Consider the following 12396-nt stretch of genomic DNA (forward strand, 5'->3'; position numbering starts at 1 on the left):
CGGGCAGAGTCCCTGGTGGCGTGGCCGGAAGGCTAGTTGGACCGAGTTTCAAGCAAGTTAACCGACCTGTGACCGGATCACACCCCGGCATATGGGTCGCGCAGGCTCGTCAACGCCCGTAGACCGTCCCGCAGCGTCTCAGGAGGCCGTTCGCCGATCACGGCCGGCCGGGCGGCCGCCCGGGACGACACAGGAGGACCGGACCGTATACGGCGTAATACGGCGTGGCCGAAGGCCACCGAGCGCGCCGCCCGACGGGCACTCGGGCCGGCCGCGGTCAGGAGGCTCCGGTCCCCCGATGGTGCGCGGTGATGCCGAAGCGCTGTTGTTCGCGGGGAGCGGACGCCACCTCGCGGACCGCGGAGACCGAGGTGATCACCTGCTCCTCGGCCGGCTCCGGGAGCTCCTCCAGTCGTTCCAGGTCAGCGGCGGAGACCAGGGCGACGAGGGGCTTTCCGTGCCGCGTCACGACGACGCGCTCACCGCCGTACACCACCCGGTTGATCAGGTCGGCGAGCTCAGCCCTGGCTTGCGTCACCGGAATCTCGTAGGCCATGCCCCCACATTACGTCATGTACGTCCTGTACATTTTCTACAGACGCAGAAGGAGGGGTACCGATGACCCGACCGTCCGCCCGTTACGTCCTGCCCGAGTTCACCGAGCGCACCAGCTCCGGCACCAAGACGATGGATCCGTACTCGAAGCTGCTGGAGGAGCGGATCGTCTTTCTCGGGACGCAGATCGACGACACCTCGGCGAACGATGTGATGGCCCAGTTCATGCACCTCGAGTACCAGGACCCGGACCGGGACATCTCGCTCTACATCAACTCCCCCGGCGGCTCGTTCACCGCCATGTCGGCGATCTACGACACGATGCAGTTCGTCGGCTGCGACGTGGAGACGATCTGCCTGGGGCAGGCCGGCTCGTCCGCCGCGGTGCTGCTGGGGGCGGGCACGCCGGGCAAGCGGTTCGCGCTGCCGGGGGCGCGCGTGGTGATCCATCAGCCGCTGCTGACCGAGCCGATCGAGGGGCAGACCAGCGATCTGGCCATCCAGGCCGCGGAGTTGGGCCGGATGCGGGCCCGGCTGGAGGAGATGCTCGTCCGGCACACGGGCCGCAGCCCGGAGCAGGTGAGCGCCGACATCGAGCGGGACAAGATCCTGGACGCCCAAGAAGCCGTGGAGTACGGGCTGGTGGACCGGATCGTCCCCAGCCGCAAGGCCGCCCTCGCCCCGCCCACCGGGCGGTGAACGGCCGGTGCTCCCGCCCGAACTTCCGCCGCTGCCCGCCCTCACGTGCGCCGAGGGCGAGTTGATCGACCGTTACCTCGACGTGGTCGACCTGCTCGGCCGCATCAATCCGGCGCAGCACGGGGACACATACCGCGGACTGCGCGCCGCGCAGGCGCTGGTGAGCAAGGCGGCCCAGCTGCGCGACGCGCTGGCGCTGATGCACCAGCGGGGCGAGACCGAGCTGCACGCCGCGACGCTGGGGCGGGCCCTGCGGGTGCTGGACGGGGAGCGGCGCACCGCCCGGGTCACCGTGCCGCCGCAATCCGACAGTTGACGCAGGCGCCATCGGTCCGGGCCTCCCGCCCCGGTGGCGAGGCGTCCGGACCAGAGCTCAAACGGACCAAATGGGGTACCCCCGTTTGGCGTAGGCGCGGCTCCTTTTTCGCGACCGTCAGGGTTGCGCAATGCGCCTGCCCCGAGGGCGGAATGATGTGCTCCGGTGCTGGTCCGAGGCTCCTCGGGGGCCTCAACACCCGTTCGAACACAGAGGTGTCCACCCGAACGGGTGAGTGGTGAGTAACGACACAAACCCCCGGTTCCATTGGGATTTTCGGACCGGCATGCGTGAAGATCCCTGTCTGACGACAAGACCCCGCCGCAGCGGCGGGGCGATCCGGGTGGACGCCGAGTCCTGCCGCCGCCCGGATGACCGGTCGACAGGAGTGGATCGGCAGGAGTGGAGGACCCGAGCAAGACGGGTCGCCGGAACGGTCACGCCATGACCGGGCCGAGCAGCCCTTGGGGTGAAGCCGCGTCAGCGGCCGGGCAACTTCGCCAGCCCGAATCCGACAGGTCATCCTTCACAGGCGGCTGACGAAGGGTTGCGCATGACTGCGCTCAATCGTGTCCCGTCGCTGATGGTCCGGGCCGGTACGGCCTCGGCTCTCACCATTGCCGCAGTGGGCGGCTCCATTGTGGTCCCGGGTGTTGCCACCAATGCCTCGGCAGCCCCCTTGGCGACGAAGGCACTTGAAATCGCGGCTTCCAAAAAAGGTTCCCCCTACAAGTGGGGCGCCACGGGACCGCGCCGGTTCGACTGCTCAGGGCTCACGCTGTACTCGTTCAAGAAGGCGGGCAAGAAGCTGCCCCGTACGGCGGCCCAGCAGTACAACAAGACCCAGCACATCTCCGCGAAGAGCCGGAAGGCCGGAGACCTTGTGTTCTTCCACTCGGGCTCCAACGTCTACCACGTGGGCATCTACGCCGGGAAGGGGAAGATCTGGCACGCCCCGAAGACCGGGGACGTCGTAAAGCTGCAGAAGATCTGGACCTCGAGCGTCTGGTACGGCCGGGTCAGCTGACTCTCCCGCGGGGGCGAAGGAGTCCTGACAGACCGTCGCCCCCGCGGGGCCTGACGCAGCGTCAGAGCGTCAGCGGTACTTCGAGTACGACCAGCAGCTGGAGTGCGCGCAACAGCGCGGGAACGGCGGCGAGAACCGCAGCCACGCCGGCCACCGCCAGTGCCGTGTACAGCAGCAGGCCGCCCGCGTTGCCGGGCGCGCAGGCGACGCCTGCCCGACGGGAGACGAGGGCGTTGCGTACGACGACGGCGAAGTCGGCGCCCGCCCCGAAGGGGCGCGGGGAACTACGCAACCAGCCACGATGGCGCTGCAGACGATCGACGGCACATCGCGGCCCAATCGGCACTGCGCTGCTGATGCGGCACCACCGTGGGGCCCGGGTGACGGGTGTGGACGAGTTGCTGCTGGCGCGGGCGCGCCGAGTGCTGGGCGAGTTGGAGCGGGCGCGGCACGAGCCCGCGCGGCTGACCGGTCTGTCGGGCGGCACGCTTCGGCTCGGCTCCTTCCAGAGCGCGGGCATCCACCTGCTGCCGGTGCTCAGCGCGTTCCGTCGGGCGCATCCCGACGTGGAGCTGACCGTTGCCGACGACGACCCCCCGGCCGGGGTCGCCGCGGTGGCCGCCGGCGAGATCGACCTGGCGCTGACGCACACCTACGAACCGGCGCCCCCGGTCCCGCTCCCGGCGTCCGTCGCCCCGGAGCCGGTCCTGGTCGAGGAGTTGGTCCTGGTGACCCCTCCGGGGCATGTACCGGCCGGCGGCACCTCTCGGCTCCCTCTCGCGGAACTCGCCGGTCAGCCCCTGGCCGCCATGGCGCCCCGACGCCCCTACCGACAGGGCGTGGACGCGGCGCCGGCCCGCGCGGAGGCGACGTCGTCCGTGCTGGTCGCGACTCCGGGGTACGCGGTGGTGTGCGCTCTGGTCAGTGCGGGCCCGGGCGTCGGCGTGGTGCCGGAGATGGTGGCGTGTACAGCGGTCACCCCGGTGGGGCTGCGACTGCTGGAAGGGGGCGAGCTGCGCCGTACGATCTCGGTCGCGCATCGCCCCACCTAGACAGCACCCGCCGCGGAGGCCTTCCGGGCCCTGTTGCGCGGCACGTTCGGCCGGACGCGGCACGGCGAGGGGCTACGGCTCCTGCTGCCCCCCTGCCGTCACGGGCTGGGCCGGTACGGTCCACGGGAGTTCGATGGAGACCGTCTTGCCGCCCTCGCGGGTGGGGCGGACATGCAGTCGGCCGCCGCACTCTGCGGCCAGCCAGCGGATGATCACCATGCCGCGGCCGTTGTCCTGCTGGACGGCGGCGGGCAGCCGCTTCGGGAAGCGGGGGTGACTGTCGGTGACGCCGATGCGGAGCTGTTCGTCACGCTGGAGCTCGATGTCCACCGTGAAGGTGGGTGACTGGCCGAACGTGTGCTGTACGGCGTTGGTGGCGAGTTCGGAGACGATGAGCCGGACGGTCTCGGAGGCTTCCGTGTCCGCCGGCAGCCCCCACTCGGCCAGCGTGGTGACGACGAAGCCTCGGGCCGTGGAGACCGAGGCGGGTTCGCTCGGCAGAGTGACGGATGCTTCCAAATGGTCTGCCATGGCGCGGTCGTCCCTTTCCCACGGGACCGGAGTCCGACACGGAGCGGATGGTTCGAGTACGGTCCCGGACTGGTGGTCCGTCGCCAGACTGCCATTACCGCGCCCGTCACGGGTGGCGATCGACCAAGATATGCATATATCTGTCGCTCAAAACGGTGAACTCTGCGACGGGAGACCGTATTTGGGTGGCCCGGAAGGAGTAAGGAGAAGCGCATGCAACACGGTCCCGCGGTGCGCCGTCGGAAACTGGGCGCCGAACTGCGTGCGTTGCGCACGAGCGCGGGGCTCACGAGTGGTGAGGCGGCCCGGCTCGTGGGCTGGCACCAGTCGAAGGTGAGCCGGATCGAAACGGGCGCCAGCGGGGTGAAACCGGCCGATGTGCGGTTACTCCTGGACGTCTACGCCGTGGCAGACGCCCAACTCCGGGAGTTGCTGCTGGTGTTGGCGGGCTCCGACGAGGGAGGCGGCCGGCACCACTGGTGGCACGCTTATCGCGGGGTGCTGCCGCCGACCTACCGCGATTTCATCAGTCTGGAGTCCCAGGCGAGCGCGATGAGCACGCTGGAGACGTCTGTCGTACCCGGCCTTCTGCAGACGCCCGCATACGCACGAGCGGTGACCCGGGCAGCAGTCGGCGGGCTGGACGACGAGCGGCTGGACGCCCTGGTGGAGGTGCGGCTGGCCAGGCAGGACGTGCTGCGTTCGGATCCGCCGCTGGAGCTGAGCGCGGTACTGGACGAGGCGGTGCTGCGCCGGGAGATCGGCGGCCCCGGCATCATGGCGCAGCAGCTCGACCGGCTGCTGGAGGCGGCGCGCCTGCCTCAAGTGCGGCTTCAGGTACTGCCGTTCGCTGCCGGGGCGCATGTCGGCGTCACCGGGCCTTTCGTAATCTTCTCATTTTCGAGCACTTCTGATCTGGATGTGGTTGTTCTCGACCACTTGACGAGTAGCCTCTACCTCGAGCGGAAAGAAGACCTCCGGGCCTATACCGAGGCCTTCAACACCCTTCAGATCCACGCCCTTTCGCCCGAGGACTCGTTGGATTACATCGCCGGGATAAGTGACGGCGCGTAAGGAGGCACCATGTCTGCACTGCCTCGGAACGTACCTTCAAGTACCGATCTGCATGGCGTGCGGTGGCTGCGCAGCAGCTACAGCACGGGTGCGAACAATTGCGTCGAGACAGCACTGCCGCGCTCCGGTCCGTGGACCGGGCTGCTCGCCGTGCGCGATTCCAAGGACCCGGCCGGGCCCGCCCTGCTCCTCTCCCCCGGGAGCTGGACGGACTTCACGGCCGCGTTCCAGTCCTGATCAGTCCGATCGGCCCTGATCAGTCCTGATCAGTTCCGCATCGTGCGGCACACGGCCGTGTCACGCCGACTCATGGTCGCGTCTCGCCGATCACCCGTACAGCGCGTTCGATCTGTGCCTCGGAGAGGTCCGCGCGGGCGGTCAGCCGGAGCCTGGAGATGCCGTCGGGCACGGAAGGAGGACGGAAACAGCCCACGGCGAGGCCTGCCGTACGGCAGTCGGCCGCCCATTGCACGGCCCCCTCCGGGGACGGCGCACGCACGGAGACGACTGCGGCGTCCGGGCGTACCGCCTCGTGACCCGCGGCGGTCAGGCGTGCGTGCAGCTCGGCGGCCACCGCACGCGCGCGTGCCGCACGCTCCGGCTCGCGGCGCAGCAGTCGTAGTGCCGCCAGGGCCGCGCCTGCCGCGGCGGGGGCGAGCCCCGTGTCGAAGATGAAGGTGCGGGCCGCGTTGACAAGGTGGTCGATGACCCGGGCGGGGCCGAGCACCGCGCCGCCCTGGCTGCCGAGCGACTTGGACAGTGTGGCCGTCACGACCACGTCTGCGGCGCCCGCGAGGCCCGCCGCGTACGGGGCACCGCGGCCGCCGTCGCCGAGGACGCCGAGGCCGTGGGCGTCGTCGACCAGCAGCCCCGCGCCGCGCTCCCGGCAGGCGGCGGCGTACTCGGCCAGCGGGGCGGCGTCGCCGTCGACGGAGAAGACCGTGTCGGAGACGACGAGCGCCGTTCCCTCGTGCGTCTGGAGCGCCTTGCGCACCGCCTCCGGGTCGGAGTGCGGCACGACCTGAGTGCCGCCCCGGGCCAGCCGGCAGCCGTCGATCAGCGAGGCGTGGTTGCCCGCGTCGGAGACGATCAGCGAGCCGTGCGGGGCCAGCGCGGTGACCGCAGCGAGGTTGGCCGCGTAGCCGGAGGAGAAGACGAGTGCCGCCTCGAAGCCGCAGAAGTCGGCCAGCTCGCGCTCCAGCTCGGTGTGGAGTTCCGTCGTACCGGTGACGAGCCGGGAACCGGTCGAGCCGCCGCCCCAGGTCCGGGCGGCCACCGCCGCGCCCTCGGCAACGGCGGGATGGTGGGCCAGGCCCAGGTAGTCGTTGCTCGCGAGATCCAGGAGCGGGGAGTCGGCCGGGCGCGGGCGCAGGGTCCGTACCAGTCCGGCGCGGCGGCGCTGCTCCGCCTGTTCGTCGATCCAGCCGAACGCCATGGCTCCTCCGGGGCTTTTGTAGGCAGTGGACAGACACTAGCCGGACGGGCCGCACCCCATGGTGTGGCAATACACACACGACGAAGTGCTCCTGTTGTTCATTCTCTCCTTGGCCGGGAGCGCTTCCGTAGGACAGGATCGGCTCTCATGGACCTGCTGAACACGCTGGTGGACAAGGGGCTTCGGCGCGAGCTGCCGACCCGTGAAGAAGCTCTGGCCGTCCTCGCCACTTCCGACGACGACGTGCTCGATGTGGTGGCCGCGGCCGGAAAGGTGCGCCGGCACTGGTTCGGCCGACGGGTGAAACTCAACTACCTCGTCAACTTGAAGTCCGGACTGTGTCCCGAGGACTGCTCCTACTGCTCCCAGCGGCTCGGCTCCAAGGCCGAGATCCTGAAGTACACCTGGATCAAGCCGGACGAGGCCTCGCAGGCCGCGGCGGCCGGTCTGGCCGGTGGCGCCAAGCGGGTGTGCCTGGTGGCTTCCGGGCGCGGGCCGACCGACCGTGACGTGGACCGGGTCGCCGGCACCATCAAGGCGATCAAGGAGCAGAACGAGGGCGTCGAGGTGTGCGCCTGTCTCGGGCTGCTCTCCGACGGCCAGGCGGAGCGGCTGCGCGAGGCCGGCGCGGACGCCTACAACCACAACCTGAACACGTCCGAGGCGACGTACGGGGACATCACGACCACGCACACGTACGCCGACCGGGTGGACACGGTGAACAAGGCGCACGCGGCCGGTCTGTCCGCCTGCTCCGGTCTGATCGCCGGCATGGGCGAGAGCGACGAGGACCTGGTGGACGTGGTCTTCTCGCTGCGCGAGCTGGACCCGGACTCGGTGCCGGTGAACTTCCTGATCCCGATGGAGGGCACCCCGCTCGCCAAGGAGTGGCACCTCACCCCGCAGCGCTGCCTGCGGATCCTCGCGATGGTGCGGTTCGTGTGCCCGGACGTCGAGGTGCGCATCGCCGGCGGCCGCGAGGTCCATCTGCGCACGATGCAGCCCCTCGCCCTGAACCTGGCCAACTCGATCTTCCTCGGCGACTACCTCACCAGCGAGGGGCAGGCCGGCCGGGCCGACCTGGAGATGATCGCGGACGCGGGATTCGAGGTGGAGGGCGCCGGCGAGGTGACGCTGCCGGAGCACCGGGCCTCGGCGGCCGGGGGCTGCGGTGCGCACGCCGGGGCCGGCTGCGGGTCCCACGAGGACGCCGGCTGCGGCTCCCACGAGAACGGCAGTGTCTGCGGTACGGCGGCCCCGGCACCTGCCGCCGAACCCCGGACCGACCTGGTCGCCCTGCGCCACCGCGGGGTCGGAACGGACCTCGCACCCAATGCCTGACCTGCCCGTCTCCGAGCTGCTGGAGCTCGACCGGCGGCATGTGTGGCATCCGTACGGCCCGATGCCCGGCCGCGTCGAACCGCTCGTCGTCGAGTCGGCGAGCGGGGTGCGGCTGCAGCTGGCTGAGGGCTCGGGCGAACTGGTCGACGGCATGTCGTCCTGGTGGTCGGCCATCCACGGCTACAACCACCCGGTGCTCAACGAGGCCGCCCGCGAGCAGCTCGGCCGGATGAGCCATGTGATGTTCGGCGGGCTCACCCACGAGCCCGCCGTCCGGCTCGCAAAGCTCCTTGTCGACATGTCACCCGACGGCCTTGAGCATGTCTTCCTCGCCGACTCCGGTTCGGTGTCGGTCGAGGTCGCGGTCAAGATGTGCCTGCAGTACTGGCGTTCGCTCGGCCGGAGCGGCAAGCAGCGGCTTCTGACCTGGCGCGGCGGCTACCACGGCGACACCTGGCAGCCCATGTCGGTGTGCGACCCCGAGGGCGGGATGCACGAACTGTGGAGCGGGGTACTTCCGCGCCAGGTGTTCGTGGACGCGCCCCCGGCCGAGTACGAGGAGTCGTACGCCGAGCAGCTGCGCTCGGCGATCGAGCGGCACGCCGACGAACTGGCCGCGGTGATCGTCGAGCCGGTGGTGCAGGGTGCGGGCGGGATGCGGTTCCACTCGCCCGCCTATCTACGGGTGCTGCGCGAGGCGTGCGACGCGCATGACGTGCTGCTGGTGTTCGACGAGATCGCGACCGGGTTCGGGCGTACGGGCGCCCTGTTCGCGGCGGAGCACGCGGCCGTGACTCCGGACGTAATGTGCGTGGGCAAGGCCCTGACCGGCGGCTATATGACGATGGCGGCGACGCTGTGCACGTCGAGGGTGGCCGACGGCATCTCGCAGGGCGAGGTCCCGGTCCTCGCCCACGGCCCGACCTTCATGGGCAACCCCCTTGCAGCGTCTGTCGCCTGCGCCTCGATCGAGCTGCTGCTCGGCCAGGACTGGCTCGGCGAGGTCAAGCGGATCGAGGCGGGTCTGCGGGACGGCCTTGCACCGGCACTTGAGATCCCGGGTGTGAAGGACGTACGCGTCCTGGGCGCCATCGGGGTCGTCCAGCTGGACCACGCCGTGGACATGAAGGCCGCGACGGACGCGGCGGTGCGCGAGGGCGTGTGGCTGCGGCCGTTCCGCGACCTGATCTACACGATGCCGCCTTACGTCACCGGGGACGCCGACGTGGCACGGATCGCGCGCGCGGTGTGCGCGGCGGCGCGGGAGGGATGAGCAGCATGTCGATCCTGGTGATCACGGGCACCGGCACGGAGGTCGGCAAGACGGTCACGACCGCCGCGGTCGCCGCCTGCGCCCTCGCGGCCGGCCGGTCGGTGGCCGTGTTGAAGGCCGCGCAGACGGGCGTACGGCCGGACGAGCCGGGGGACGCCGCCGAAGTCGCCCGGCTCGCAGGTGCCGTGACGGCGACCGAACTCGCCCGCTATCCCGAGCCGTTGGCGCCGGGGACGGCGGCCCGGCGGGCCGGGATGGCCCCGGTGCGACCGCAGGACGTCGCCGAGGCCGCCGCCAAGCTGGCAACCGAACACGACCTGGTGCTGGTGGAGGGAGCGGGCGGGCTGCTCGTCCGGTTCGACCCGGCGGGCGGGACGCTGGCGGACGCGGCGGAGCTGCTGAAGGCGCCCGTGCTGGTGGTTGCGTCGGCGGGGCTGGGCACGCTCAACACGACGGAGCTGACGGCACGCGAACTCCGTTCCCGGCGGCTCGACCTGGCGGGGATCGTGATCGGCGGCTGGCCCGACTCCCCCGATCTCGCGATGCGTTGCAACGTCACGGACCTGCCGGACGTCGCCGGAACCCCGCTGCTGGGCGCGCTGCCCATGGGCGCCGGATCGCTCGCTCCCGCCGACTTCCGTGCCACGGCGCCGAGTTGGCTGGCACCGCGGCTGGACGGGACGTGGGACGCGGAGGCGTTCCGGGTGCACGAGGCGCCGTAGAGGTCATCTCGTTCGGCGGGCCGGCAAGGTTGCCCAAACCTGCCGCACAAGCTGGGCCCATGCCGGTTGCGTACCCCGCGGATTGTCGCGCCGGTCTCCAGGAGAGTGCTGCACGGCCTCAGCCGAACCAGCGGGCGAAGGCCGTGTCGAGCGGGGTGCCGTCGGTGTCGGTCCAGGCGAGGTAGCCGTCGGGTCGGATCAGGAGGGCTCCGGCGCCGTCGAGGTCCTCGTCGGTCTTCGCCATGACGTGCTCGACCCGGTCGGACCGCTCTCCGACCGACCGTCGCCTGCCGTCGAGGGAGAGCAGCAGGCCCCGGCCGGAGCGCATCAGTCGGCTCGCCGGGGTCGGACCGTCGTCGGTGGTCAGGTCCACGTCGATGAGTCGGGGGCCGACGCCGGGGTACTGGAGGTCCAGACCGGACATCATGCCCGAGATGTACTGGTTGGTGTCGGGCAGGCGCAGCAGCTCGATCACGAGCTCGCGGACCGCGTCGATCTCGTTGTCCCCGCCGAGATTCATGATCACGCGTTGGGCGCGGGTGTGGCGCAGCACGCGTGCGGCGACCGGGTGCCGCTCCTCGTGGTAGCTGTCGAGCAGTCCGGCGGGCGCCCAGCCATGGATCGTGCCGGCGAGCTTCCAGCCCAGGTTGACCGCGTCCTGAACCCCCAGGTTGATGCCCTGGCCGCCGATCGGCATATGGATGTGCGCCGCGTCCCCGGCGAAGAACACCCGGCCCTCGCGGTAGCGCTCGACCTGGCGCACGGCGTCGCCGAAACGGGAGGCGGCATGCAGTTCGCCCAGTTCCGTCTCCTGGCCGTACGCGGCGTGCAGCGCCTCGCGGACCTCCTCGGCGGACACCGGCTCCTCGCCGTCGGGGCCATCCCCGGAGAGCCTGCCGAACAACAGCCGGTACAGGTCCGGCCCGAGGGGGTGCAGGACGGTGAAGAAGCCGCCGGCCGACCGGGGGTACTGGCTGAAGTGCCCGTGCTCCGTGGGGACCGCCTCGGAGCGGGAGGCGAGGGTGAGGTCCGCCGCGACGGCGGACATTCGGCGCGCCTGCCCGGGGAAGGAGACGCGCAGCAGCCGGCGGACCGTGCTGTGCCCGCCGTCGCACGCGACGAGGTAGCGGGCCCTGATCTCACCGCCGGCGCCGTCCGCGTGCCACTCGGCGGTGACCCCCCGCTCGTCCTGCGCGACCGCCGTCACTTCGCGGCCGCGATGCACGGGCACGCCCCGCTCGCCGAGGAGCCGTTCGAGGTGGGTCTCCAGCCGGACCTGCGGAACCCTGACCGGATGGGGGTGCCGGGTACGCCAGGGCCGGCAGTCCAGCTCGATGGGCAGGGCGGCGAAGTGCCCGCCGGTGGTGTTCTCGGACGGTTCCTGTGCGAGCAGCGGTTCCAGCAGCCCGCGCAGGTCGAGCACTTCGGCGGTGCGCGGCTGGAATCCGCCCGCCCGGGACTGGGTGCCGCGGGTGCGCTGTTTCTCCACGACGACGACCGGTATCCCGGCCAGCGTCAGCTCGTACGCCAGCATCAGCCCGGTCGGGCCTGCCCCCACCACGATGACCTCGGTCCCCACGACAACCTCCTGAAGGGAAGAAACTGAGTGCAATTCTGCACTCAGTATACCCAGGGTAGACTGAGTGCATGAATGAGCGGATGGGCCTGCGGGAACGCAAGAAGGAACGCACCCGGGAGACGATCTCGGCGACGGCGGTCCGCCTCTTCCTCGACAAGGGCTTCGACCAGGTCTCGATCACCGAGGTCGCGGAGGCGGCGGAGGTCTCCCGGCGGACCCTCTTCGCGTACTTCCCGACAAAAGAAGACCTGGTGCTGCACCGGTTCGCCGACCACGAGAGCGAGGCGGCGCGGATCGTGCGCGCCCGGCCGGCCGGACAGCCGCCGCTGGAGGCGCTGCGGGCTGCCCTGCTCGACGCCCTGGCGCACCGCGATCCGAACACCGGACTGTGCGACGACCCCGAGGTCATGGCATTCCTCCGCATGGTCTTCGACACCGAGAGCCTGGCGGCGCGGCTGAGCCGGTACACGGCGCGCGGAACCGATGCGCTGGCCGAGGCGCTGCGGGAAGCGGGCGCCGATCCGCTCGACGCGCGTCTGGTGGCCGCCCAGGTGATCGTGGTGCAGCGGGAACTGGCGGTCATGAACCATGAGTGCCTGGCGGCCGGCACGTCCGCCGACGACCGCCACCCGGAGGCCGTCCGCGCGGCCGAGCGGGCGTTCGACCTGCTGCGCGACGGGCTGGGGCGGCATGGCCAGGCCTGCGGCACTCAAGCCGCGATCTGACCGATACGGGTCATCGGCAGCCGCCCTTCCAGCAGTTGGGGCGATTGCCGGGGCCCCGAACTCAGCG

The 12396-nt window shown here is 70.8% G+C and carries 14 protein-coding genes, 1 pseudogene and 1 riboswitch; of the genes and pseudogenes, 10 read left to right on the forward strand and 5 right to left on the reverse strand.

Features of this window, described 5'->3' with window-relative positions; translation table 11 throughout:
* Positions 1-277 precede the first annotated feature (277 nt).
* A complete protein-coding gene (locus P2Q00_RS34180; RefSeq protein WP_275777520.1) occupies positions 278-556 on the reverse strand; it encodes a type II toxin-antitoxin system Phd/YefM family antitoxin in 279 nt (92 codons plus the stop codon).
* Positions 557-618: 62 nt separating this feature from the next.
* Here P2Q00_RS34180 and P2Q00_RS34185 point away from each other — a divergent pair, with 62 nt between their 5' ends.
* The 3 genes from P2Q00_RS34185 to P2Q00_RS34195 all read left to right on the forward strand — a co-directional run bounded on the left by P2Q00_RS34185 (position 619) and on the right by P2Q00_RS34195 (position 2597).
* Complete coding sequence (locus P2Q00_RS34185; protein ID WP_275777522.1) at positions 619-1254, forward strand: ATP-dependent Clp protease proteolytic subunit; 636 nt, start codon at positions 619-621, stop codon at positions 1252-1254.
* A 7-nt stretch (positions 1255-1261) separates the two neighbouring features.
* The gene (locus P2Q00_RS34190) at positions 1262-1570 is read left to right on the forward strand and encodes a hypothetical protein (RefSeq protein WP_275777524.1); all 309 of its coding nucleotides are present in this window, start codon (positions 1262-1264) and stop codon (positions 1568-1570) included.
* A gap of 416 nt (positions 1571-1986) precedes the next feature.
* Positions 1987-2120, forward strand: a riboswitch (cyclic di-AMP (ydaO/yuaA leader).
* 3 nt (positions 2121-2123) lie between these two features.
* Positions 2124-2597, forward strand: a complete 474-nt coding sequence (locus tag P2Q00_RS34195; RefSeq protein WP_275777526.1) for a C40 family peptidase — start codon at positions 2124-2126, stop codon at positions 2595-2597.
* Positions 2598-2688: 91 nt separating this feature from the next.
* On the opposite strand, the pseudogene P2Q00_RS34200 reads toward P2Q00_RS34195, so the two are convergent.
* Positions 2689-2910, reverse strand: a pseudogene (locus tag P2Q00_RS34200) (hypothetical protein); the annotation flags it as partial.
* A gap of 43 nt (positions 2911-2953) precedes the next feature.
* Between P2Q00_RS34200 and P2Q00_RS34205 the strand changes: the two are divergent.
* Positions 2954-3649 (forward strand): LysR substrate-binding domain-containing protein, encoded by a 696-nt coding sequence (locus P2Q00_RS34205; RefSeq protein ID WP_425579651.1) that lies wholly within the window; start codon positions 2954-2956, stop codon positions 3647-3649.
* Between the two features lie 72 nt (positions 3650-3721).
* Here P2Q00_RS34205 and P2Q00_RS34210 read toward each other — a convergent pair whose 3' ends face one another.
* Complete coding sequence (locus P2Q00_RS34210; RefSeq protein WP_275777528.1) at positions 3722-4180, reverse strand: ATP-binding protein; 459 nt, start codon at positions 4178-4180, stop codon at positions 3722-3724.
* 213 nt (positions 4181-4393) lie between these two features.
* On the opposite strand from P2Q00_RS34210, the gene P2Q00_RS34215 reads away from it, so the two are divergent.
* Both P2Q00_RS34215 and P2Q00_RS34220 read left to right on the forward strand, forming a co-directional pair.
* Positions 4394-5254 carry a helix-turn-helix domain-containing protein gene (locus P2Q00_RS34215; protein ID WP_275777530.1) on the forward strand — a complete coding sequence of 287 codons (861 nt, stop codon included), beginning with the start codon at positions 4394-4396 and terminating at the stop codon, positions 5252-5254.
* Positions 5255-5263: 9 nt separating this feature from the next.
* A complete protein-coding gene (locus P2Q00_RS34220) occupies positions 5264-5491 on the forward strand; it encodes a DUF397 domain-containing protein (RefSeq protein ID WP_275777531.1) in 228 nt (75 codons plus the stop codon).
* A 70-nt stretch (positions 5492-5561) separates the two neighbouring features.
* Here P2Q00_RS34220 and P2Q00_RS34225 read toward each other — a convergent pair whose 3' ends face one another.
* Positions 5562-6689 (reverse strand): 8-amino-7-oxononanoate synthase, encoded by a 1128-nt coding sequence (locus P2Q00_RS34225; protein WP_275777533.1) that lies wholly within the window; start codon positions 6687-6689, stop codon positions 5562-5564.
* A gap of 147 nt (positions 6690-6836) precedes the next feature.
* On the opposite strand from P2Q00_RS34225, the gene bioB reads away from it, so the two are divergent.
* From bioB to bioD, 3 genes are read left to right on the forward strand one after another with little or no spacing between them, the layout of a single operon-like run.
* Positions 6837-8030: a biotin synthase BioB gene (bioB, locus tag P2Q00_RS34230; RefSeq protein WP_275777535.1), complete on the forward strand. Its 1194-nt coding sequence runs from the start codon at positions 6837-6839 to the stop codon at positions 8028-8030.
* Positions 8023-9303 carry an adenosylmethionine--8-amino-7-oxononanoate transaminase gene (locus P2Q00_RS34235; RefSeq protein WP_275777537.1) on the forward strand — a complete coding sequence of 427 codons (1281 nt, stop codon included), beginning with the start codon at positions 8023-8025 and terminating at the stop codon, positions 9301-9303. The genes bioB and P2Q00_RS34235 overlap by 8 nt, the downstream gene beginning before the upstream one ends.
* A gap of 5 nt (positions 9304-9308) precedes the next feature.
* Entirely contained in the window at positions 9309-10025 is a 717-nt protein-coding gene (bioD, locus tag P2Q00_RS34240) for a dethiobiotin synthase (protein WP_275777679.1), read from the forward strand.
* Between the two features lie 118 nt (positions 10026-10143).
* Here bioD and P2Q00_RS34245 read toward each other — a convergent pair whose 3' ends face one another.
* Entirely contained in the window at positions 10144-11604 is a 1461-nt protein-coding gene (locus P2Q00_RS34245) for an FAD-dependent oxidoreductase (RefSeq protein WP_275777539.1), read from the reverse strand.
* A 68-nt stretch (positions 11605-11672) separates the two neighbouring features.
* Here P2Q00_RS34245 and P2Q00_RS34250 point away from each other — a divergent pair, with 68 nt between their 5' ends.
* Complete coding sequence (locus tag P2Q00_RS34250; protein ID WP_275777541.1) at positions 11673-12329, forward strand: TetR/AcrR family transcriptional regulator; 657 nt, start codon at positions 11673-11675, stop codon at positions 12327-12329.
* Positions 12330-12396: the final 67 nt, after the last annotated feature.

The organism is Streptomyces coacervatus (assembly GCF_029223485.1).
GTDB lineage: Bacteria > Actinomycetota > Actinomycetes > Streptomycetales > Streptomycetaceae > Streptomyces > Streptomyces coacervatus.